Source organism: Nocardia sp. NPDC049149 (assembly GCF_043197455.1).
In the GTDB taxonomy this organism is placed as follows: Bacteria; Actinomycetota; Actinomycetes; order Mycobacteriales; family Mycobacteriaceae; genus Nocardia.
Window position 1 is genome coordinate 245,251 of sequence record NZ_JBICTD010000004.1, and the last position, 22,648, is coordinate 267,898.

The window sequence follows — 22,648 nt, forward strand, 5'->3', positions numbered from 1 at the left end:
GCTAAGTTGCTACTCCTGGCTCGGCTGCGGTCATCGGTGGGGACCACGGTCGCAGCCGAGCCCAGGGCGCTTAGGTAGTGGGGGAGTATCGCGCCCGATGACATTTGTCATCGCGAAATCATAGGTATGTCATAGCTATTCGATGACTGCGCGTACTACAGGTCGACTCCGGTGTTCGCGATCGTAGAACGCATGAACAGGATTGGCGATGTCATCACTGCCCACGGTCTACGCCGGACCTACGGGCACGGCAAGGACGCGTTCGAGGCGGTCACAGGAGTAGACCTCTGGGTCGTCGAGGGGGAGGTCTTCGCGCTGCTCGGCACCAACGGTGCAGGCAAGACCTCGACGCTCGACATGCTCGAGGGGCTGGCCGCTCCGTCGTCGGGCGCCGTCGAGGTCTTCGGCCTCGATCCGCAACGGGACCGTGCACAGGTCAGGGCGCAGGTCGGCATCATGCTGCAGTCGGGTGGACTGCCCGCCGAGCTGACCGTGCGCGAGACGCTCGAGATGTGGCGGGGGACGTGCACGAATCCGACGACCGCCGACATCGTCCTCGCACAGGTCGATCTGGCCGACCGCGCGGACGTCCGGGTCGGATCGCTCTCGGGCGGCGAACAACGCCGCGTCGACATGGCGTGCGCGCTGCTCGGCCAGCCCCGGTTGCTGTTCCTCGATGAGCCGACCACCGGGCTGGATCCCGAAAGTCGCCGTGGCACTTGGCGATTGCTCGCCGACCTGAAGGCATCCGGCGTCACCATGGTGCTGACGACGCACTATCTGGACGAGGCCGAGGCGCTGGCGGACCGGATCGCCATCATGCACAAGGGCGAGATCGTGCGCACGGGCACACTGCGCGAGATCGTCGACGACCATCCGGCGCGGATCGTCTTCGACCACCCGGGGCTGCCGTTGCCGCACCTGCGCGACGCGCACATCGATGCGCAGGCTCGGGTCACGGTCAGCACCTATGACCTGCAAGGGCATCTGTTCGCGCTGCTCGACTGGGCGCGCGAACACGGCGTGCAGTTGAGCGGGCTCGAAGCGCGCGCCGCCTCCCTCGAGTCGGTGTTCCTCGACATCGCCAGCGAATCGGCCGACACGTCGGCGGCCAGCCATGAACTGATCGGAGCAGCTCGATGACCACGACCGCGGCACCTACCACCCGCTTTCGCCGCCGCTCGCTGACCGCACTGGCCAAGGCCGAATGGCTGCAGTTCCGGCGCAACAAGACGCTGGTCTACATGGCGACGCTGTTTCCGGTCGGCATACCGGTTGCCATCTATCTCATCGCGATGCGCGAGGCGGCGCCGACAATGGCAACGGCGGCAGTGACTTTCGAGCTGCTCGCCCTGCTCGTGTTGTTGTTCGTGCAGTACTACTCGGTGCTGTCGATGGTCACCACGCGCCGTAGCGAGGGGGTCTTGAAGCGGCTGCGCACCGGCGAGGCCGCGGACTGGCAGATTCAGCTCGCGCCTGCCGTTCCCGGTGCCGTGGTGACGATCGTCAGCGCCGTACTGGTCACCGCGGTGGTCTATGGCACGGGAACGCCTGCCCCGGTGAATCCGCTCGCGATCGCGCTCGCTCTCGTCGGCGGTGTCGTGCTGTTCTCCTTGCTCGCGCTCGCCACCAGCGCGGTCACCAAGAACGCCGAGGCCGCACAGATCACCTCGCTTCCGGTGATGACGATCGCGATGCTCGGCGTCGCGTCCATCCGCAAAGTGCTGCCCGATCGGTTGGCCGATCTGGCCGACTGGACCCCGTTCGCGGCGGTGTCGGACCTGATGTCGCTCGGCGCGTCCGGCAAGCTGGCGACCAGCTCCACCGCCGACGTGGCGCTCGACTTCGCGGGCACCTGCACCGAACTCGGCAGGCCGTTTGCCACACTGGCGATATGGACAGTCCTGGCGCTCGCGCTGACCCGCACGAGTTTCCGCTGGGACGACCGGGGTTGAGCCGCCTGACCTCGTGGTGGCGTGGGCTGTCTGGACCGGCCAAGTTCCGGCTCTACACCCGATACACCTTGCAGGCCGGAGTTGTCGCGGTGATCGCCGTCATGGCGGTCACCGCGCGCTCGCCGTGGTCGGTGTTCGGGATCGTGATCGCCGGTATCGCGGGCTTCGTGGCGGTGGAGGCGCAACCCGACTTCGCGGTGTCGTCGCGGGTGGTGTCGCGGCGGTGGGCGCTCCCCGCCGCCGTCGGGGTGCTGACCGCGGTGTGGCTCGCCTACGCGGTGCTCGCCAGGGTAGCGAGCAGCGAGTCGACCGTCGACGAAGCGCGGCTGGTCGGCATCTATACCTCGGTGCTCGCGGTGTTCACGGTCGTGCCGTTCATCCGGCACAAGTGGTGGATCGTCCTCGGCCTCAGCCTGGTCACCGGCCTCGCCTTCGGCACGACGCTGCGCGGGGGCATCGGCACCGCGGTGGTCACCTTCGTTTCCGGAAGTTTCGTCGTCGCAACGACATTGCTCACGTTGTGGGGATTGCGGGTGGTCGAGGAGCTGGACCGGGCGAAGGCCGTCGAAGCCGAATTGCAGGTAGCCGAGGAACGATTGCGCTTCGCGCGGGATCTGCACGATGTCGTCGGTCGCGGGTTTTCCGCGATCGCGGTGAAAAGTGAACTCGCGGCGATGCTTTCGCGATCCGGCGATGCCGAGCGTGCGGGCGCGGAGATGACCGAGGTGAAGGCGCTCGCCGTCGAGTCGATGGGGCAGATGCGCACACTGGTTCGCGGCTATCGCGGTATCGACCTGACCGCTGAGGTGGCCGGTGCGCGGTCTTTGCTGTCTGCGGTGGGCTGCCGGCTCGAGCTCGAAGGGGATCCGGCCAAGGTGCCGGCACGATTTCACGAGGTCGCTGCCTGGGTGGTGCGTGAGGGCACGACGAATATCGTCGAGCATTCGTCGGCGACCTCGGCGACGCTGGCGCTCGGCGATGCCGGGATGTCGCTGCGCAACGACGGTCCGCACGGCACGCCGGGCGAACGTTCCGGGCTCCGGGGACTGGCTGAGCGGCTCGCGGCCATCGGCGCCACTCTCGACGTGCTCGCATCGCCCGAGGAGTTCATCCTCGAAATTCGTTGGGAGAAGAAATGATTCCGGTGTTCCTCGCCGACGATGAGACGCTCGTCCGCGCCGCCATGGCGACCATGCTCGGTCTGGAAGCCGACATCGAGGTGGTCGACCACGTCGGCTCCGGCGAGGAACTTCTCGCCGCGTGGCGTCGGCACCGCGACAGCGGCGGGCCTGCCGCGGTGGCGGTGATCGATCTGCAGATGCCGGGCATCGACGGCATCGAGACTGCCGTCGAACTGCAGCAGATCACCCCTGGCGCAGGCACTTTGATCGTCACCAGCCACGGCAGGCCCGGCTACCTGAAACGCGCACTCGCCGCGGGCGTGCGCGGTTTCCTCCCCAAAACGACCTCGGCCGCCACCCTCGCCGAGGTGATCCGCACAGTCAACGGCGGCGGTCGCTACGTCGATCCCGAGCTGGCCGCGGAAGCGATCAGCGCGGGCGACACCGTCCTCACCGCCCGCGAAGCCGACGTCCTCGAATACGCCCTCGATGGTGCGTCCGTCGAAGACATCGCCCGCCGCGCGCATCTCTCACCAGGCACCACCCGCAACTATCTCTCGTCCGCCATGGCCAAACTCGGTGTCGCCAACCGCTACGAGGCGGCCCTCAAAGCCCGCGACAAGGGCTGGATCTGAGTGGCTCAGTCGCATCGAAGCCGCGTTATGCGGACCGGTCGCTGACATCTTCGGTCGAACTCGTTCGTGTGGCACACGAAACCACGCTGCGTCGCTGGGGAGGCAGGCGAGGGTAGCGTTGGCGTTCATGTCTCCTGGTGGCAGCAGTACGACTGCGATATTGGCCGCGCTCGCGGCCAATGCCGGTATCACGCTCGCCAAGTTTGTCGGTGCGGCGTTGACCGGGTCGTCGTCGATGTTGGCCGAGGCGATGCACTCGCTGGCTGATACCGCCAATGAAGGGCTGCTGTTGGTCGGCAAGCGCCGCGCCGCGCACCCGCCGGATGCGAAGCATCAGTTCGGGTACGGACGTAACCGCTACTTCTATTCGTTCGTCGTTGCGCTGGTGCTGTTCACCATGGGTTCGCTTTTCGCTGTCCTCGAGGGCATCGGCAAGATCCGTGAGCCCGAGGAGCTCAGTTCACCCGTGGTTGCGATCGTCATCGTGGTCATCGCCATGGTTTTGGAGACCTTCAGCCTGCTTACGGCTCGGCGGGAATCTCAACCGCTCAAAGGGCGTGGCAGTTGGTGGCATTTCATTCGGGCCTCGCGCAATCCCGAACTGCCGGTCGTGCTGCTGGAAGACACCGGCGCGTTGCTCGGCCTCGGCTTCGCCTTCAGCGGCGTCGGGCTGACGGTGCTGACCGGCGACGCACGCTGGGACGGCATCGGCACCGTGGCCATCGGCATCCTCCTCGGCGCCATCGCGCTGATCCTGATCGTGGAGATGAAAAGCCTGCTCATCGGCGAAGGCGCCACCTCCGCCGAAGACCGCGCGATTCGCGCCAACCTCGTTGACGGCACCATCATCGATCGCGTAATCCATTTGCGCACCGAATATCTCGCCCCCGACGAACTCCTCATCGCCGCCAAGATCTCCGTCCGCCCCGGCCTCACCATCGACGAAGTCGCCGTCGCCATCGACGCCGCCGAGGCCCGCGTCCGCGCCGCCGTCCCCACCACCGACGTCATCTACCTCGAACCCGACCTCGATCGCGGTTAGCGCGCCAACTTATAAGCCGGCCTTCGTTATTGAAAATCTGTCCTTGTGAATGCGCGTGGTTTTCGTTCGGGCGACCAATATTGGCGGCGGAATATTGAGACTTCATCCAAAGTATCGGGTGGTGGTCGCGCTCGGGAGGGAACGCATTCATCGGTGTGTAGGAGCGCTTACAGTGCTGTTTGTGGTCGGGTGATTGCCTTAAGCTCTCGAATCCAAGAGAGTTCGATGGAAAGTAGTCGATGGGTAAGCACCGCGCACCACGAAAGCCAGACATGGCAACGCGGGTGACGATGATCTCGACAGCCGCGTTGTTCACCACTCTCATCGCTGTCAACAATGACGCGTTGCCAGGTGGTGAGCCGACACCGAATCACCTCAGCACGCCTTCGGGAACATCCGGCGGCCTGTTCGCATTACCGCCGCCGGCCAGTTCGACGCCGGACATACCGGACTCGGTGGAGAGCCGACCTCGTTCCGAGAACGAAAAAGAGGCTGTCGACCCGGCCCCGGAAACCCCGCCGGTCGCCGCCGCGCCCCGCACCAGCTCGACAGAGCCGGTCGACACCGCCAAGCCGCCGCCCGACCATCACCGCACGCTGACCGCCACCTTGATCTCCGGCATCCTGCACGGCTGGGGCTGGCTGGCCCACGCCCTCGAATACCTCATCGCGCACATGATGTCGGCACTGGAATCACGCGAAGTGTGAGCTGACCCGAAGCCCGGGTGCGGAGGCGTTCGATCTGGCCGTCAAAGTCTCGTCACGGCACCAACGGGCCGAGATCGATACCACGGGCGGCCAGCCAGGGCAGTGGATCGGCTTTGTCCCTGCCGTGCAGCCACACTTCGAAATGACAATGCGGGCCGGTGGAGAAACCCGTGTTGCCGAGAGTCGCGATCTGATCGCCGGCATCAGGGACACGTCTGCGTCAACGACGTAGACGCGCCGAAGTGCAATGCCTGCAATCACTCTCGCCGTGTTGTCCTGCGCGAGATCCTGCGGGCACTGACAAAGTTTGGCAGCCAATTGGACTGCCACCATTAATGCTGAGGGCCTTGCGATGCACCCGGCCGCGTTAGGCTCGATCAGCGGCCGTCGAAAGCAAGTTCCGACAAGGCATTCCGAGGTGGGGCAGTGAAGAAGCTATTTTTCGTGGGCATCATGACCGTTGCGGCAGGCGTCGGCAGCGCGATGATCGCGGGACCGGCGCAGGCTGACGCGGCGCAGGACGCGGTGTGCGGCAAGGGATATCAGTACGGCGTGATCGTCACCATCGGCGGCCAGGACTGGAAGGTCACCGGCCTGACGACCGACGGGCAGTACTACTACCTGCTCGACAACTACGGTCGTAACCAACGAGTCAAGTGCTTCTAGGCGCTTTCGCGACCTCGAGTCGATAGGTGAGGCGGCACGATCGGCAAGTCGCCGACAGTGTCGCCTTTGTCGCTCGAACCGCGTGTGGGTCGCGGCTGCCGAGGACCGCTGCTCAACCACGTCGACCGGCGGTTGATGGCATCGGGCAGATACCGGTCACGGGTGTTTTGCTTGACGAACGTTATCGTCGAGTGTGATCAAAAAGGTGTGGGTTGTGTCGGTGGGGTCGATCGGATGCTGATCGGGCTGTTTGCGGCGTTGCTTGCGTGCGTGGGGTATGGCGTGGGGTCGGTGTTGCAGGCGTATGCGGCGCGGCGGTCGGCGGCTGCGGCGCAGGAGCGCGGCGAGGTCGGGCAGTTGACGGAAACCGGGGCTCCCACAGTCGCTTCGACGGTTGCGGCGGTGCTGACGGCTGCGTTCATCGTCGGCAGTGTGCTCGATGTGGTCGGGTTTGTCGGCAACGCGGTGTCCGCACGGTTGATTCCGCTGTTCCTGTCGCAGACGATCATGAGTGCGAACCTGATCGTCACCGCGGTCCTCGGCATCTTCGTGCTCGGTATCCGCCTGCACCTGCGCGACTGGGTCGCGATCTGCTCAGTGGTCCTCGCGCTCGCCGCACTCGGCGGCGCCGCGGGGCACGAAGGCGGCGGCAGCGATGATCCCGTCCTGCACTGGGGTGTGCTGGTCGCTTCGCTGCTGCTGTTCGGGGTCAGCCAACTCGTCGTCCGACGCCTGGGATCCAGGGGTGCGGTGGCCGCGGGTCTGGCCGCCGGCATGCTGTTCGGCGCGCTGGCGATCGCGGTCCGCATCGTCCAAGGCATCGATCCGCTCGACGTGCCGACGCTGCTCGCCGACCCGGCCGCATGGACGATTGCGATCGCCGGTATCGGCGGCTTCTATTTGCATACCGTTGCGCTGCAACTCGGTTCGGTGAACGGCGCCACCGCGGCGCTGGTCGTCGGCGAAACGGTCATTCCGGGAATAATCGGCGTCCTTGTCCTCGGTGACACCTCACGACCCGGCCTGGAATGGCTTGCGATTCTTGGCTTCTTCCTTGCTATTGCCGGGGCGGTAGCGGTCGCGGTATTCGGCAATCTGCCGCACCCGGAGGACGAATCCACCACAGATAAGCCCGATCCCGTCGCGGTCGGCGGCGAATAGCAGAGATCTGCCATACCCTGCGGACGGTGACAGTGGGACTGCTCACGTCCCGGTCCCGGGAACGAGCGTAGCGGCCCGTACGGCTTATAACGTTGAGAAGTCGAAACGGTAACGATGCGAGCAGATCGGGAAGATGAGCGAAGAGCAGAAAGGCACTTCGGAGAAATCGGAAAAAAAGGACGGCATCAAACCGTCGCAGGTTGGCGCGGCAGCCCTGGCGGCGGTCACCGCGGCCTTTCTGGGATCGACGCTCGGGGTGGCGGGCACCGTCGCGGGTGCTGGGATTGCCAGTGTGGTGTCCACGGTCGGCGGCGAGTTCTACCTGCGCTCGTTCCGCAGGACGAAGGACGCTGCGCTGGCACTGGCGGATTCGACCACCCGGCAGCAGGCCGAGCTGACCCAGCCTCCGCCGCAGACACCCGAACAGCGCACGGCCGGTTACCATCCGGCCGCACCAGGCCGGGCAGGGCGTAGGAACGACAGGCTGCCAGGACCCGGTTCCGGGCAGCGACCACCGTGGGGACAGCGGCCGCCGACGAACGCCATGTCGCCCGCGAACGCCATGCGGCCGAACACTATGCCGCCCGCGAACCGCATGCCGCCGAACACCATGCCGCCAGGACCCGGTGCCGGACGGTTCGTCGACGCGGACCGTACCGTGGCGATCCCTCAGGTGAATCGCCAGTTGCCGGTTGGCGATAGCGGTAGCCGTGCAGCGCAGCAACGCCGCGGATACAACCTGCGGTGGCCGCTGATCATCGGCACCAGCGTGGCGGCGTTCCTCATCGCGATCCTGGCGATCACCGGCTTCGAGGGCGCTACCGGGAAGTCGATCTCGGGCAACGAGGTCGCCAACGTCGGCCACTGGTGGACCAACGACGGCAGCGGCCAACCCGACAATCCCCCGACGAGCGAGGACGACGGGACCGTGCAGCCCAGCCAGAGCCAGGTGCCGACGACGACCTCGCAGAACGGCAGCAGCACAACGAAATCGCCGACGTCGGCCAGTTCGACTCCATCGACAAGTGTGCCGAAACAGTCGACGAGTGTGCCGTCGTCGGCGGGCACGCTGACGCCGTCGGCACCATCGACGAGTGCGCCGGAGGCGTCGAAAACGCCGAGGACCCAGAACTCCCCGCCGAGCAACAGCAACAACGCGCCGGGCAACGGCAACACTCCGGGCACCGGGACTCAACGCTCCGGCTCAGGTGGGGGCGCCGGGGACAACAACTAGATCGAACGCCTGCTGCCGCTGCGCCAGGAGCCGCACGAGGCGAGTGAATAGTTCACTCGCTCAAGGCTCCTGGCGCAGTGCTGTAGTCGCGGGCTGCCGCTCGTGTCGCCGCACCGAGAGCGGCCCGTAGATGACGGGCGGTCGCACTGGCTCGGCCTTCGGTGTCCGAGGCAGTCGATAGATGTTGATCGGCCACCAGAACCAGTGGCCGGTCAGTGCCGCGATGGCGGGAACGACGAACGAACGAACGATCAAGGTGTCGAGGAAGAGTCCGATGCCGACGGTCGTGCCGATCTGGGCGATGTTGTGCGCGTAGCTCACCAGCATCGCGAACATGGTCACGCCGAAGACGAGCCCCGCCGTGGTGACCACGCCGCCGGTGTTGACCATGGATCGAATGATCCCGGTGTTGATGCCTGCGCCGAGTTCTTCCTTGAATCGACTGACGAGCAGCATGTTGTAGTCCGCGCCGACGGCGACCAAGAAGATGAACGAGACCGGAGCCACCGACCAGTGCAGTGGGTTACCGACGATGTGCTGCCAGACGAGCACAGTCAGCCCCAATGCGGACAGGTACGACAGCGCGACGGTGCCGATGACCGCGATGGCGGCGACGAGACTACGCAGCAGGATCAAGACCACACAGAACACGAACGCGAACGCGGCAACCAGACTGGTGATGAAGTCCTCGCGGACAAAGGCTTCGATGTTGAGCAAGGTGCCGCCTGGACCGCCGATGCTGACCGTGCTACCCGCAAGGGAAGTGCCCTTCATCGCCGTCAAAGCCGTCGGGATGATCTGCGCGCTGAGGTCCATCGCTTCGCGACTGAAGCCTTCCATCTGCGGCGTGACGATCATCCGCGTCACCTTGCCGTCCGCCGAAAAGAAGAAGGGCAGCGCGCTTTTGAACAGCGGACTGTCGAATGCTTGACTCGGCAAGAAGAAGAAGTCGTCGGGCGATCCTGCGCTGAAGCCCTTGCCGACCTCCGCCAGGAACTGCGTCATGTCATTGACCTGAGGGAGCAGGACATCGAGGGTGCCCTGTAGTGGTGCGAGCAGTTGCTTCACCTGTGCGAGAAAGCCTTTGAGCGAGTCCACCTGGGTGGCGAGCTGCGGCAGCGCCCGAGAGGCGTTGCGGAGGCCGTCCACGAGGCCGTCGACCGAGCCGTCGACCCGGTCCGCGTCGTCGAACAGCGAGAACCCGGTGAGCGCGGCTTTGCAGGCACTGATGTCCTGACAATTCGGGATCGAGTTCACGAATTGCCGTGCCGGACCTGCGGTGTCGCGTAGCGAGTTCAGCTTGTCGACCACCCCGGCAACATCGGCTTGCAAGGCGGCGGCACTGTTGTTCACCTGGCCGAAGCCTTGTTGTCCGGTGTTGAGTGCCGTTTCCAGACCCTTGATCGTGAGATTCAACTGGTCGATGCGCGCCGCGAGGGTGGTCAGGTCATCGAGCCGCGGGGTGAGCATGCTCTTCAGCTGGGTGAAGCGGTTGCCGATGTAGCCGGCCTGAGCGGTGAGCGAGCCCTGCTCCAGTGGAGCATTCAACGGTCGGGTAATCCCCTGCACCCCACTGACACCCGGCACCTTCAGGACGGCATTGGTGACCTTTGCCAAGGCGATCAGGTCCGCTGGGTTGCGCAGATCGTGATCGGATTCGATGAGAAACATGCTGGGCGCCATGATGTTCGGTGGCAAATGCCGGTCGGCGGCCGCGATGCCCTGGTTCGACAACGAGTCGCTCGGCTGGGCAATGCGCTCGTTGAAGCTCGGCCGGAACGTCGGAAGGACGAGGATCGCGACCACGAGCACCGCGAGGCTGGCGACGAGCACCGGTCCCGGCCAGCGGACCACGGCGGTGGCGATCCGCCGCCACCTGCGCTGCGAGGATTGCGCGCGCGGTTCGAGGAAACCGAGGCGGCTGCCGAGCGCAAGCAAGGCGGGCCCGAGCGTCAATGCCGCTGCTAGGGTGACGGATACCGCGATCGTGCACGGCAGGCCAGACGTGCTGAAGATCGCGAGCCTGGTGAAGGACATGCACGCGGTAGCCCCGGCGACCGTCAAGCCGGACGCGATGATGATGTGCTGAACCCCGTGCAGCGCTGTGTAATACGCCGTCTCCGGGTCCTGGCCGGCGCGCCGGGCCTCTTGATATCTGCCGAGCAGGAAGATGCCGTAGTTAGTGCCCGCGCCGAGCACGATCACCGCGAGCAGCGCGGACGCGAAGATCGAGACGCCGATCACCTGATGCTCGCCGAGGTAGGCCACCACGGGCCGAGCCACTGCCAGGCCCATGCCCACGGTCAGCAGCGGCATCGCCACCGTGATCGGCGAGCGGTAGACGCAGAGCAGCACCACGCCGACCAGGCCTGCGCACATGACGATCAGCAGCAGCATCGAGTCGTTGATGGCGAGGAGTTCGTCGTTGACGACGGCGGACGGGCCGGTCAGATGGACCGTGATCCCATGTGGCGGTGGGTAATCGGCGATGATGTCCCTGGCGGCCTGGGTGGATTCCATGGCGAGGGCGGTGCCCATGTTTCCGGCCAGATTCAGTAGCACGTAGGCCGCCTTGCCATCGGCGCTCTCGCTGGCGGGGGAGAAGTCCGGGTTGGACCACAGGTCCATCGCGGAGTTGACGTGGGTCTTGTCCTTCGTCAACCGGTCCAGCAGCGCCGTGTAGTAGCGATGCGCGTCGCTGCCGAGCGGGGTGTCGCCTTCGAGGAGGACGTAGACGAAGTTGTTCGTCCCGGCACCGCCGAACGAGTTGCCCATCTTGACGATTGCCTGCACGGAGGAGGCCTCGTCGGGGAGGAACGACTTGGCATGTCCCTTGACCACGGTTTCGAGTTGGGGGACAACGAGATTCAGCCCACCGGCGACCAGGAGCCAGACGGCGATGATCGGTATCGAGAACGTGTACAGCAGGCGCGCGATCCGTGGTCTGCGGTTCATGACACCGGCACCGAGCAGTTGACCGCGGCGAATGGTCCACTTGCCGAACGCGAGTCACGGGTTTGCCCGTTGACAACGATCCGACAGGAGACCTGGTCGCCGTTGGACTGTGCGACCACGCCGGTCGCCAAGGTCAGTGTGCGGGTACGTACCGAGGCCCGCCACGGGAGGTTGGCCGAAATGTCCTGAACGGCACCCTGCTCGTTCAGATAGGACAGCAGCACCGGCGTTCCGTCGGGCCCGTCGAGTTCGTAGTCGACAACCTTCTCGTTCAGCTGTCCCAGCACCGGCGGCGGGGCCGAATGTCCGATCGCCAAGTCGGGGATCTCGCTCAGCCGCAGCCGCGCGATGAATATTGCTGTCAAGCCCAGAACCAGGAATACCACGCCGTACACCCAGACACCCTTCATGACCTTCTCCGCCATCTGTTCGAGCTGTAGCCCTTCATGTCCGCATCGTGTGCGGCACACCTGTGCGGGTCTCGTTCACCAGCACGTCGACAGGAGCCGATTCGGCCCGCCACCTGCGGCGGAATATTGCCGTGACGCACCGTAACAGATAATTGCTCGAGTAGGCAATATGCCAGAAGGCATAATCCGGGAGCTGTCTCGACGCAGGCCGTGCTGCCTGAGTTGCCTGGTCAGCGGCTCGCTGGTGCGTCCCCGAGGCATGCCACGGCGAAGTCGTCACCGAGCGCGCGGATGCGGCGAGAGGGTGACGTCTGACGCTGTCAGTGGGAGCGGAGGGTGATCTCGAGGGCGGCGGCTAGGCGGTCGAGGGGAGTGTTGTTGCCTTCGGCGCGGCACAGGACGAGTGCGCCTTCGATGCCTGCGATGAGCAGGGTGGCCAGGTTGGCGGCGTCGGGATCGGGGGTTCCGTTGCGGCGCAGGCAGTCTCGAAAGGCTCGTTGCCAGCGGCGGTAGATGGCGTCGGCGGTATCGCGCAGTGTCTGATCGTCGGGGCCTGCGCCGAGGGCGACGGCGGCGACGGGGCTGCCGGGCGGATGCTCGCCCATCGCCATCATCATCTTGGTTCCCGCGATGATCGCGCGCATCGCCGGGATCGGTTCCTGGTTGGCGCACCATGATTCGATGTAGCTGCCGACGGCGGCGTCTGTCGCGGCCAGAACCTCTTCTGCCACTTCGGTTTTGCCGCGCGGGAAGTGGTGATACATCACGCCGCGGTGTGCGCCTGCCTGCTGGGCGATCTCCCGGATTCCGGTCGCGCCGTAACCTCGACCACGGAACAGGAACGCGGCCTGCCGGATCATCTGGTTGCGGGTGTCGCGCCTCATGTGAGTCCTCTCCACACCTCTTGACTAAGTCGATCGACTTAGAACATACTCCACCTCATCGCTATGTCGATCGACCTAGAGCGGTGTCGCGGGCTCGCGACCGTGTCGAAACGTGTGGAGGTGCGCGATGCAGCAGCTGACGTTCTTGCCTGAGCAGCGGTTCGAGTGACGGGAGGTGCCGCGCCGGAGTTGCAGAGTGATCAGGAGGTCATCAGCCGCCCCGCTCTCACCCCGACCGGTTCGCCGGTGTCAGCATGAGCGAGGCGACACAGGCGCGACTGAATTCCCTACGCGGCCAAGACCTGTCCCTGCTGCACGCCACCGGAACAGCGCCGGAACTCGGCTAAATGGAATCACGCTGTGGGAGTGGGGAGTTGGAGGAACGGGTCGACGCCGGTGAGCGTTGCGCTGGCTTCCCAGAGTCTGGCCGCGATGTCGGGGTCGGTCATGTGTGGCTTCGGGGACTCCCGATGCGGCTGACCGCGCAGGCCGAAAACCGCGGGGCCCCATAGTTCTCCGCCGGTGACGTCAGTGTCGAGGGTGGCGTGGACGATGGTGCGCGCGGCGGCGTCCTTGCCGTGCAGTAGGAGGCAAGCGGGTAGCCCGCGGAGGTGTTGGGCTGGTGTGCGGACGAACAGCGGCGGGCGGGACGGGGTCAGAGAGTCCAAAGCGCCGCCGGGATGGGCGACGACGCTTGTTGTCGTGGCACCGGCGGCGCGTAGTCGGCGATCGAGTTCGAAACCGAACAGCATTTGGGCCAGTTTCGATCGTCCATAGGTCCGTTTGGACTGGTAGTCGTGCTCGGACTGGAGATCGTCCATGTCCAGTCGTTCCGAGCGTGCGGCGAAGCTGCCCACGGTGACCACGCGACTGTTCGGGGTCTGCGCCAACGCAGGCGCCAGGTGATGGACGAGCGCGAAGTGCCCGAGATGGTTTGTCGCGAACATCAATTCGTGGCCATGCACGTTGACGCGGCGATCGGCGCCGTCCAACAGCACCCCGGCATTGAGGACGACCGCGTCGAGGCGATCCACCTTTAGGTCGCGCGCCGCCACCGGCAGCGAAGCCGGATCCGCGAGATCGAGTCGCACCCAGCGCACGCGCGCGCCCCGAACCTGCTCCGCGATGGCGTGCGCCGCGAGTTCGGCTTTGGCGGTGTCCCGGCAGCCGAGCACGACCTCGGCGCCGCTGGCCGCGAGCTGCTCAGCGACGAAATACCCGATGCCCGCGCTGGACCCGGTGACCAGAACCGTCATTCCCGCGCCCGACGGGCCTGTATACGTTGTCATGTCCCTGACTCTGGCGCAGCACGCTTGCACCGCGCTCACATCCGGCTGGCACGGGTGCGACGGTCATGGCTCGATCGCCGGGTCGGTCGGTGCGCCGGTGGCCAGGAGTGCGCCGATCCACATGGTGCTGACGATGTCGATGACATCCTCGATGGTGCGGCCAGGTGGGAGATCGATAACCCCGCCGTGCATTTGCGCATCGATCCCTTGCACGACGAGCATGGCCGTCACATAGGGGTCGGGCCCGCCGACGTTCATCCTGCGCAACTGGGACTCGAGCGCCGCGGTGAACTCCGCTTCGAGCGCGCGCGATTCCTGCGCCCCCGCGAGATTGCGCTGCGCTTGCAGATGGAGCAGCCGGTTGAGGTGTGGCTCTTGGTTGTGCCGATGGGCCATCTCGGTGACCAGCTGGCGCACGGTGTCCGCCAGTGCCGGATCGTCCGCGGTGAAGGTCGCGAATCGGGACCGCAGCCACTCGCTGCTGCGCTGGTAGTGCCGTCGCGCCAGCGCGTACAGCAGTGCGTCCTTGTTCGGGAGGTAGTGGTAGAGCGTGCCGATGGACACGCCGGCCAGCTCGGCGATCTTGTTGGTCGTCGTGGTCTTGTAGCCGTCTTCCTCGAACAGTCGCGCGGCCGCATCCAGGATGACGTCGAACGTGAACTGCGAGCGTTTTTGGCGGGGTTCTTTGCGGGGTGCGGACACGGTCGCTTTCGAGGGTTGGTCGGGGTGAGACGGACGGGGTACGGCGCCGTTTCCACCTTGCTAGAGTCGACAGAAATACTTCTGAAATCATTCTTGAATCGCCTGGTCAAGTAGTACTTCTCCGGTGGTGCTTCCGCGGGGCCGGTAGTACTCCTCCAGGAGTACTACCGAGCCGATGGCGTGGTGGCATGGAAAGGGCGCGGTGGAGTTTCGCCTGCTAGGCGGTGTCGAGGCGATTCATGACGGTCGGCCGATCGACATCGGGCATGCACGGCAGCAGTGCGTGCTCGCGGTGTTGCTGATCGAGGCCGACACCGTGGTGACCGTCGATCAGCTCGTCGATCGTGTCTGGGGTGTGCACGCCGCACCACGCGCGCGAAATACGTTGCACACCTATATCACTCGGCTGCGCCGATGCCTCACGGTGGCGAACGGTGAGGTGCAGATCGTGCGCCGCGCCGGGACGTACCGGCTCGCCGTGGCACCGCTGGCGGTGGACCTGCATCGGTTTCGGTACCTGATCGCCCAGGCGGGCGGCACCGACGATCGCCAGGCCATGGCGTTGTATGAACAGGCGCTGGGACTGTGGCGTGGCGAGCCCTTCTCGTCCTTGGACACGCCGTGGATCAACAGCGTGAGCACTGCCCTTGTCGCGGAACGTCTTTCGGCCGAACTCCAGCACACCGACGTGCAACTGCGGTGTGGCAAGCACGCCGACCTGGTGGCGGGTCTCACCACGCGAGCCGCCGAGCGGCCGCTGGACGAACGACTGGCCGGGCAGTTGATGCTCGCGCTGTACCGCAACGGGCGCCAAGCCGACGCCTTGCGGCACTACCGGCAGGTTCGGCGTCAGTTGGCCGACGAACTCGGCACCGACCCCGGGCAGGCGCTGCAGCGGCTGCATCAGCAGATCCTGACGGCCGATCCTGCCCTCACCAACCCGGGCACGGTCGCGATCGGCTCGGCGTTGCCGGTGCCGCGGCAATTGCCTGCCATGCCGCAGTTGTTCGCGGGTCGAGTGCGCGAGCGGGCTGTCCTCACCGAGTTCATCACCGCGCACGCGAATGCCGGTGGCCCGGTGGTGATCTCGGCGATCGGCGGCATCGGGGGGATAGGCAAGACCTGGCTCGCGCTGTACTGGGCGCACCAGCATGCGCACCGGTATCCGGACGGGCAACTGTTCGTGAACCTGCGCGGTTTCGATCCCGCGAGCCCGCCGATGGATCCGGCGGTGGCGGTACGGGGATTCCTGGAGGCGCTCGGCGTCGCACCGGCCGCCGTCCCGCAGGATTTCGACAGTCGAACGGCGTTGTATCGCAGCCTGATCGCGGACAAACGGATGCTCGTCGTGCTGGACAACGCCATCGACAGCGCCCAGGTCGCTCCGCTGTTGCCGGGCAACGCCGCCACCACCGTCGTGATCACCAGCCGCAATGCCATGCCCGCGTTGATCGCCGGCCACAGTGCTCGCTCGTTGTCGCTCTCGACCCTCACCGACGACGAGGCGCGCCACCTGTTGATCGGTCACCTCGGCGCCGAGCGGGTGGCCGCCGAACCCGCGGCGGTGACCGAACTGGTCGACCATTGCGCGGGATTGCCGCTCGCACTGGGCATTATCGCCGCCCGTGCCGCCAGTCATCCCGCGCTGTCGCTGGCGACACTTGCCGCGGAGATCCGGGATTCCGCCACCCGGTTGGACGCGATGGACACCGGTGAGTTGTCGGTGAGCCTGCGCGCGGTGTTCTCCTGGTCCTACCGCACGCTGCCGCCGGACTCGGCCCGCGCGTTCGGGCTGCTCGGCCTCGCGCCAGGATTCGACATCAGCAAGGAAGCCGTCGCCGACCTCACCGCGCTCACCACCCAGCAGACCAGAACCCTGCTGCGGGAGCTCGAAACCGCTTGCCTGATCCAACAATCGGAGCCTGGTCGCTACCGCATGCACGACCTGCTTCGTCTCTACGCCACCGAACAGGCCGATGCGGACATTCCCGTCGAGGTACGAAATGCGGCACTTGGGCGCCTGATCGACTTCGCTCTGCACACCGCGTACGCCGCAGCGAAGCGCTTGGACCGGAACCAACCACCTATGCAGCTCGCGAAACCCGCTGACTGTCACCCGCATCCGATGGAATCCGAAGCTGCGGCGCTGGCCTGGTTGGACGCCGAACGCGCCAACTTGCTTGCCCTCGCCGCGTACGCGGCCGACAACGGCTGGCCGACCCACACCGGCCAGCTGTCCCCGGTGCTGTGGCGCTACTTTGATGTTCGCGGTCACTACGACAGCGCCCTCGACCTGCACACGCGCGCGCTGGCCGCCGATCGGGTCACCGGAAACCGCGCCTTGGCCAGCCACACGCTGGTCCTGCTCGGGCTGTTGCATTGGCGCTCCGGCCTTTACGAGCAGGCCCTCGGCTACTACGAAGAAGGCCTCGCGTCGTGTCGTGCCGTCGGCATCCGGATGCTCGAAGGCTACGCGCTGTACGGCAGTGGCCTGACCTGTGCCTCGCTCGGGCGGTTCACCCAGGCGCGCAATCACTATCAGGACGCGCTCGCCCTGGCAGGCGAGCTGGGTGTCGGCGAACTGGAAGCAGACGCCAGACACGGCCTCGCCATGATTCACCGTCGGCTCGGCCGCTACGAGGAGGGGTTGGCCGAACTCGATCGCGCTGTGTCGCTGGCCCGCAGCGCCCGCGTGCGCGACCTGCATGGCAGGACGATTCACGGCATCGGCCAGATCTATGAACGGATGGGCCGTTTCGAGGAGGCGCTCACCCACCTCGGCGAAGCGTTGGCCATCGGCCGCGGCGGCAGCCGCCCCCTCGAGTGCTATGCCCTGTGCACCCTCGGCGCGACCTACCAAGGAATGGGCGACTACGCCAAGGCCAACGCCCACCTCAGCGAAGCCTTCGACATCGCCCGCGAGACCGGCAGCCTGCACCTGCAAACCAGCGCACTCACCGGCCTCGGCCAACTGGCCTTGGCGACCGCCGACCCGAACCAGGCCCGTACCCACTACGAAACCGCGCTGACCCTCGCCAACCGAACCGGCGAACGCGACCAGCAGGCGCACGCCCACAACGGAATCGCCGCCGCCGCAGCACAACTCGACGATCGAACCAGGGCCCGCCACCACTGGCAACAAGCGCTGGAAATCTTCGCCGAGCTCGGCGTCCCTGAAGCCGACGCAGTCAGTCGACGCCTGCACGGACCGGACTGCGGGACCGTCTTCAGCATCCCGACCTGACGACACCGAGCTTTCGGCGAGCGTCAGTGCGCCGCGAACACGGTGGGTCTTGCCTCCGCGAGCACCCCGCATGCCCGCGGAGGCAAGTCTATTGGTTGCCGAGCCCAATCGCGGTGTGGTCAAGGAGCTTCCGCCGTCAGCAGTCGGGCCATTATCTGGACGGCCAACAGGATTACCGCGTCTTCGAGTAGCACGCCGAGACGGTTCGCGTAATCGTGGACCAAGGAAAGGTGCCAGCAGTCGTAGACGAGATCGGGAACGCTGAGCAGTTCGTCGAGTTCCATTCCGATAATGGCCTGATCGCGCGTCAGCAGGCGGCCGTGCAGCCAGCTCAGCATCCATTCGTGCTCGTCGTCTTGTGGTACCCGAATAGCCCACTCCGGCGTGATGTCGCTAGTAATTGTCCACTCGGTCGAGTGCAAGGTCATCGAATTGTCTTTCCGCACTTCATCAATTGCGCCGCAGTGCGATATCAGGGCACCGGATCGGCGGGTGTGCAGCCGCCGAACGGGTAGCACGTCCTGGCCGGATCGTGGGATTGGGTGGTGCCGACCTGCGTCGTGGTAGTCGGGGTGGTACTCGGCCCGGAGAATAGGAAGAGCACGGCGACCATGACCAGCACGGCGAAGACCATGGTCATCGCAAAGGCCACGATCACCCGCGCCAGCAACTGGGGGAGCACCGCTTGTCGCTCTTGCACAACGACATACGGCTGGGCGATCACGCCGACTTCGTCGTCGCGCGCCGAGCCGGATTCTCGCCATGTGTCGGAAATCTGGGTGCCGATGATCTCGGTTTCCATGGTGAATGCTCTCGTTTCGCATAACACGCACACGACGTGCGCTTCGGAATTGCAGAATGACTCCGCGGTCGTGCCTGGTGCGAGGGCGACCGATTCGATTCACGGTGTGTGGCACGGTTTTGCACGCGATGCGGGCACTACCCAACGTGCCGTCGACATACCGCGGAATGCGGGGATAGGCTTGGCTCGAAGTGTCACCAGACGGGGGTGATCCCCAGGGGAACAAGTGGTTCGCATGACGAACGGCCCACACGCCAATCGATGCGCGCGGCGCGTGGCACGCGAGGTCAAATACGCGGGCGGCTCCGATTACCAGAGCGCATTGGCGGTGCACCAACATTGTGGGGTTTCGCTGCTGCGCGCGCACCGTATTGCGCGCAACTACACCCTGGTGGAAGCGGTCGAGGCGCTGAAGGAGATCTTGGCGGCGCGCGGCACACCCAGCGAGGGGCTGCGCCATCAGCGGCTGTCGCAATGGGAACACGGTCAGGATGTGCCGTCGACGCACTATCTGGACGCATTGTGTTTCCTCTACCGCACCAGACCGGACCGGCTCGGTTTCGGACATGACTACTCGGACGCGGATGCCTTGCCGCAGAACGGAATCCAGGACGCTATGGATCGACGTCATTTTGTCAGTCTTGCGGCGGCCGGGGCGATGTTCATGCCAGCGCCGCCGGGGGTGGGGTTGTTCGGCGATGGTTTCGATCCGCCGGGCGGCCGCCGGGCGACCGCGGCGTATGTCGGTCTGCTCGAGGACATCACCGAGCAGAACGGGTACCAGCTCTACGCGCCGCCCGCGGAGTTCATTCCGGCACGCATGGTCGATCTGGCCAGAGCCGAGGCCGGTCTGCTGACCGCGACCAGCGAGGAGATCCGGCGCAGGCTGCAGCGGGTGTACGCGAAGAATTCCGGGTTCATCGCCATCCGGCTCACCGACGTGGCGAGCGCAGGCGATGCCTTCGAGTGGTACGGCATCGCCCGCCGTGCGGCCAGGCTGGCGGACGACGCCACCGTGCAGGCCTGGATCGCCGCCCGCACCGGTGACGCGTGCGCGTGGCATCACCAGTTCAAGTCCGGCATGTCGGCCGCCTATGCGGCACAGTCGGTCGGCGCCCGCCGGGCGAACTCGTCGGCGGTGATGGGTTATCTCGCCGAGGCGGGTGTGCAGGCCCGGTTGGGTCGCCGCCGCGAGACGCTGGAGGCGATCCGCAGCGCGGAGCGAATGTTCGCCGAGCTTCCTGAGGCCGAGACGGTCGCCGACGGATTCCGGGTCAGCGAGTACCTGTTGCGCTGGCATCAAGCGAACTCCCTTGCCCTGGTCGGCGCCCATGCCGAGGCCGCGCCGCTGCGCGCGTTCGTGCGGGATCTGCCGTTGGCCAACCACGATCAGGTCGGGTGGGCATTGCTGAACCTCGACGAGGCGGCAGCGCACATCGCCGCGGGTGAGCTGGAATCCGGGTGTCACACGATCACCACGACGTGGCAGCAGCTGGCCACCTACTGCCGGGTGGGACAGGTCCAGGACCGGGTGCTCGAACTGCTGCAGTCGCTCGATTCCCGCCACGCCGTCACCCGCCAGGTGGCCGAGGTGCGTGAGCTCGTCGAGTCCGGCTCCGCCGGTCGGGAAACGGCCACATGACCGGTTCGACATCGGGCCCGCACCCGGCTACGTCCGTCGATCAGCCTGTCTGGCGCCGCTCGCGTCGCAAATCGAGTGTGACGCAGTGCAATCCGCCGCCCATCGTGCGCGCGTGCCGTAAGGTGTGCGGGATGACGTCGATGGCGCGGCGTCGCAATACGTCGATGAGCTCGGTTTGCGCCCCGTCGACGATGGCGAGGTCCGGTCGCACCATCAACAGGTTCATCCCGATCCATTCCGATGACAACGGGTGCCGGGACGAGCAGGGGGCGACAGCCATGGGCGGACACCAGAGATGGTCCCACGACCGAAGCGGTTGCGGCAGTTGCCATGGACTGCGGATCCGTTCGGGATTGAGGAGCACCAACCCCTCACGCAACAGGCTGATCGTGGAGTCGATGTGGGTGTGCGGGTAGACGCCGCGGATCGGGTGCACCCGGTAATCGCCCAACGCGGACAACGTGGTTTGCAGCCAGCGGTGCCCGAGTTCGTTGCCGCTGTTGGACACCAGATAGAACAGGTCGGCGCCGCAACGCAGGATATTCGCGGCATCGAAGACCGGTTCGGTTTCCCCGAGCGTGAGCTGCCCGCGACCGTCGTCGGCGAACAACTCCTCCCGAAGTTGCGGCGGCGGGGCGGCGATCCACGCCGAGCCTGCGAGCATGCGCTGCTGGAACAGTTCCCGCAGTCCGGCGAGCTCGAACATGCGCGCGCGCATCGGACTCGGCGCGGCGATGATCGCGGAACCGACGATGAGCGCGAGATCGCGCGGGCAGTAGGAATAGAAGCCGCTGGTACGCCAGTGCGGTGTGCCGAACTCGAGATCGTGCACGATCGGCGCCGGGCGGTACACCCGAACATCCAAGTCTTCCAACAGTTTCGCGAGCCCATCGAGATCTTCGGCGGCCTCCGCGAGTACCCGGGACGGAAACGCACCCACGGTGACGCCGGCCAGCTCTCCTGGGGCGAGATCAGGGAAAAGATTCAGCAAGGTCGAACGATCCAACGGCGGTATCCGCGCACCATCCGCCGTACCGACCACCACTTCGAGCAGCGGGCTGAATTCATCGTCCGAGCCCACCGGTCCGGGTGCGGCGGCTGCTTGGGTCGGCACGGGAGAAGGAGTAACCGGGTACGACACGGCACGGTCCTTTCGAAAGGAGAAGGGGGGACATTGGCGGGTGCGGGCCCGGCGGCTCGGTCAGCCGAGGGCCCGGCAGGCACCGCGACGGCGATGCGCCCGGACCGAAGCACAGGTCATCGTGCGCAGCAACCATCGGTCGGTGCCGTCGTAGCGCGGGTGGAACACGGTGCGGCCGTGCACAGTTCGCCGGTTGTCGGCGAGCAGTACCTCGCCGGGGCGCAGTTCGTGACCGATCGCGGCGCGATCGAGCGCAGCGGTCAGCGCCGTCAGCGCCGCGGCCGCCTGGCGATCCCCCGGGTGAGCAGGGCGCGCGTCCTCCTCGCCGAAACAGATCTCCGGATCGGTGGCGGGCCCGGTCAAGATCGGCACCACGGGCAGCACCGAGTGGGCGGGCAGGTCGTGCGCGGTATCGGGTGCGATCACGAACCGCGGCTCGCGCAAGACGGCGACGACGTCGTCCGGCAGGTCGAGGCGCCGCGCGGGCGCGAGGATCGTGACGGCGCCTGGATGGCCCCGCAGGCACAGCAATCCGAAGTAGTCGCAACGGTTTTCGGTGAAGCCGTCCTCGACGTGCCATTGCAGCGCGGCCCTACTGCCCGCACTGGTCTGCGCGCGCTCGTGACCGGGCACCGGAATGATGTGCTGCACCAGCCGACCGTCGTGCAACGACCGGAATGTGTACGGTTCGCCCAACGGCAACGACAAGGCCAGCAACAGCAATGCGGCGGCATCGACCATCGGCATGGCGCCGTGCGGCGTCACGGTAGGCGGGGTGGCGGGCAGATCCTTCAGATTCGCGCAGACGCCCCGCAGCAACAAGGCGTTGTGTGCCGCACCGGCAGTGCGGAATCGGTGCAGGGTGACGATTGCGCGCGTCGGCAGGCTGGTGAGCAGACCCGCCGCGGCCTCGACGGGATCCGCTGTCGCATGCCGCGCTGCCCGCAATGCGGCGGTCCACAGGTGGGCTGCTTCCCGCCGGGTCAGCGTCACGACTTCATCAGGAGCAAGGCTCCTCGAGGAGGTGTTCGTATTCATGGCGACTGTCCTTCGTGTTC

Annotated in this window: 20 protein-coding genes and 1 pseudogene; 11 read left to right on the forward strand and 10 right to left on the reverse strand. The window is 66.0% G+C overall.

The features are described 5' to 3' along the window. Positions 1-192: 192 nt before the first annotated feature. The 6 genes from ACGFNJ_RS16950 to ACGFNJ_RS16975 all read left to right on the forward strand — a co-directional run bounded on the left by ACGFNJ_RS16950 (position 193) and on the right by ACGFNJ_RS16975 (position 5,460). Positions 193-1,143 (forward strand): ABC transporter ATP-binding protein, encoded by a 951-nt coding sequence (locus tag ACGFNJ_RS16950; RefSeq protein ID WP_393448267.1) that lies wholly within the window; start codon positions 193-195, stop codon positions 1,141-1,143. Then, positions 1,140-1,955 (forward strand): ABC transporter permease, encoded by an 816-nt coding sequence (locus ACGFNJ_RS16955; protein WP_393448269.1) that lies wholly within the window; start codon positions 1,140-1,142, stop codon positions 1,953-1,955. Before ACGFNJ_RS16950 ends, ACGFNJ_RS16955 begins: the two co-directional genes overlap by 4 nt. Further along, positions 1,895-3,094, forward strand: coding sequence for a sensor histidine kinase (locus ACGFNJ_RS16960; protein WP_393448271.1), 1,200 nt, complete (start codon positions 1,895-1,897; stop codon positions 3,092-3,094). The genes ACGFNJ_RS16955 and ACGFNJ_RS16960 overlap by 61 nt, the downstream gene beginning before the upstream one ends. After that, positions 3,091-3,711, forward strand: coding sequence for a response regulator (locus tag ACGFNJ_RS16965; protein ID WP_393448273.1), 621 nt, complete (start codon positions 3,091-3,093; stop codon positions 3,709-3,711). Before ACGFNJ_RS16960 ends, ACGFNJ_RS16965 begins: the two co-directional genes overlap by 4 nt. A 127-nt stretch (positions 3,712-3,838) precedes the next feature. Then, positions 3,839-4,753, forward strand: a complete 915-nt coding sequence (locus tag ACGFNJ_RS16970) for a cation diffusion facilitator family transporter (RefSeq protein WP_393448275.1) — start codon at positions 3,839-3,841, stop codon at positions 4,751-4,753. 272 nt (positions 4,754-5,025) lie between these two features. Further along, positions 5,026-5,460, forward strand: coding sequence for a hypothetical protein (locus ACGFNJ_RS16975; protein WP_393448277.1), 435 nt, complete (start codon positions 5,026-5,028; stop codon positions 5,458-5,460). A gap of 52 nt (positions 5,461-5,512) precedes the next feature. Here ACGFNJ_RS16975 and ACGFNJ_RS16980 read toward each other — a convergent pair. Then, a pseudogene (locus tag ACGFNJ_RS16980) lies at positions 5,513-5,662 on the reverse strand (M23 family metallopeptidase); the annotation flags it as partial. A 224-nt stretch (positions 5,663-5,886) separates the two neighbouring features. On the opposite strand from ACGFNJ_RS16980, the gene ACGFNJ_RS16985 reads away from it, so the two are divergent. From ACGFNJ_RS16985 to ACGFNJ_RS16995, 3 genes are all read left to right on the forward strand, one after another. Next, on the forward strand, positions 5,887-6,126 hold the full coding sequence (locus ACGFNJ_RS16985) for a hypothetical protein (protein ID WP_393448279.1): 240 nt from the start codon (positions 5,887-5,889) through the stop codon (positions 6,124-6,126). A 234-nt stretch (positions 6,127-6,360) separates the two neighbouring features. Further along, positions 6,361-7,287 (forward strand): hypothetical protein, encoded by a 927-nt coding sequence (locus tag ACGFNJ_RS16990; RefSeq protein ID WP_393448281.1) that lies wholly within the window; start codon positions 6,361-6,363, stop codon positions 7,285-7,287. A gap of 133 nt (positions 7,288-7,420) precedes the next feature. Beyond that, on the forward strand, positions 7,421-8,521 hold the full coding sequence (locus tag ACGFNJ_RS16995; RefSeq protein WP_393448283.1) for a hypothetical protein: 1,101 nt from the start codon (positions 7,421-7,423) through the stop codon (positions 8,519-8,521). A gap of 60 nt (positions 8,522-8,581) precedes the next feature. On the opposite strand, the gene ACGFNJ_RS17000 is transcribed toward ACGFNJ_RS16995, so the two are convergent. From ACGFNJ_RS17000 to ACGFNJ_RS17020, 5 genes are all read right to left on the reverse strand, one after another. Beyond that, the gene (locus tag ACGFNJ_RS17000) at positions 8,582-11,476 is read right to left on the reverse strand and encodes an RND family transporter (RefSeq protein WP_393448285.1); all 2,895 of its coding nucleotides are present in this window, start codon (positions 11,474-11,476) and stop codon (positions 8,582-8,584) included. Beyond that, positions 11,473-11,886, reverse strand: coding sequence for an MmpS family transport accessory protein (locus ACGFNJ_RS17005; RefSeq protein WP_393448287.1), 414 nt, complete (start codon positions 11,884-11,886; stop codon positions 11,473-11,475). The genes ACGFNJ_RS17000 and ACGFNJ_RS17005 overlap by 4 nt, the downstream gene beginning before the upstream one ends. A 320-nt stretch (positions 11,887-12,206) precedes the next feature. Beyond that, positions 12,207-12,770: a TetR/AcrR family transcriptional regulator gene (locus ACGFNJ_RS17010; RefSeq protein ID WP_393448289.1), complete on the reverse strand. Its 564-nt coding sequence runs from the start codon at positions 12,768-12,770 to the stop codon at positions 12,207-12,209. A gap of 353 nt (positions 12,771-13,123) precedes the next feature. Beyond that, the gene (locus ACGFNJ_RS17015) at positions 13,124-14,059 is read right to left on the reverse strand and encodes an SDR family NAD(P)-dependent oxidoreductase (protein ID WP_393448291.1); all 936 of its coding nucleotides are present in this window, start codon (positions 14,057-14,059) and stop codon (positions 13,124-13,126) included. Positions 14,060-14,122: 63 nt separating this feature from the next. Next, positions 14,123-14,761 (reverse strand): TetR/AcrR family transcriptional regulator, encoded by a 639-nt coding sequence (locus tag ACGFNJ_RS17020; protein WP_393448292.1) that lies wholly within the window; start codon positions 14,759-14,761, stop codon positions 14,123-14,125. 175 nt (positions 14,762-14,936) lie between these two features. Here ACGFNJ_RS17020 and ACGFNJ_RS17025 point away from each other — a divergent pair, with 175 nt between their 5' ends. Beyond that, positions 14,937-18,005, forward strand: a complete 3,069-nt coding sequence (locus tag ACGFNJ_RS17025) for a tetratricopeptide repeat protein (protein ID WP_393448294.1) — start codon at positions 14,937-14,939, stop codon at positions 18,003-18,005. Between the two features lie 119 nt (positions 18,006-18,124). Here the strand turns inward: ACGFNJ_RS17025 and ACGFNJ_RS17030 are convergent, their stop codons facing one another. Continuing rightward, positions 18,125-18,433 carry a hypothetical protein gene (locus ACGFNJ_RS17030; RefSeq protein ID WP_393448296.1) on the reverse strand — a complete coding sequence of 103 codons (309 nt, stop codon included), beginning with the start codon at positions 18,431-18,433 and terminating at the stop codon, positions 18,125-18,127. A gap of 44 nt (positions 18,434-18,477) precedes the next feature. Beyond that, positions 18,478-18,807 (reverse strand): hypothetical protein, encoded by a 330-nt coding sequence (locus ACGFNJ_RS17035; protein ID WP_393448298.1) that lies wholly within the window; start codon positions 18,805-18,807, stop codon positions 18,478-18,480. 274 nt (positions 18,808-19,081) lie between these two features. On the opposite strand from ACGFNJ_RS17035, the gene ACGFNJ_RS17040 reads away from it, so the two are divergent. Next, positions 19,082-20,449, forward strand: a complete 1,368-nt coding sequence (locus tag ACGFNJ_RS17040) for a helix-turn-helix domain-containing protein (RefSeq protein WP_393448300.1) — start codon at positions 19,082-19,084, stop codon at positions 20,447-20,449. 40 nt (positions 20,450-20,489) lie between these two features. Here ACGFNJ_RS17040 and ACGFNJ_RS17045 read toward each other — a convergent pair whose 3' ends face one another. Further along, the gene (locus ACGFNJ_RS17045; RefSeq protein WP_393448302.1) at positions 20,490-21,590 is read right to left on the reverse strand and encodes a scyllo-inosamine-4-phosphate amidinotransferase; all 1,101 of its coding nucleotides are present in this window, start codon (positions 21,588-21,590) and stop codon (positions 20,490-20,492) included. Positions 21,591-21,650: 60 nt separating this feature from the next. Next, entirely contained in the window at positions 21,651-22,628 is a 978-nt protein-coding gene (locus ACGFNJ_RS17050) for a TauD/TfdA family dioxygenase (RefSeq protein ID WP_393448304.1), read from the reverse strand. Positions 22,629-22,648: the final 20 nt, after the last annotated feature.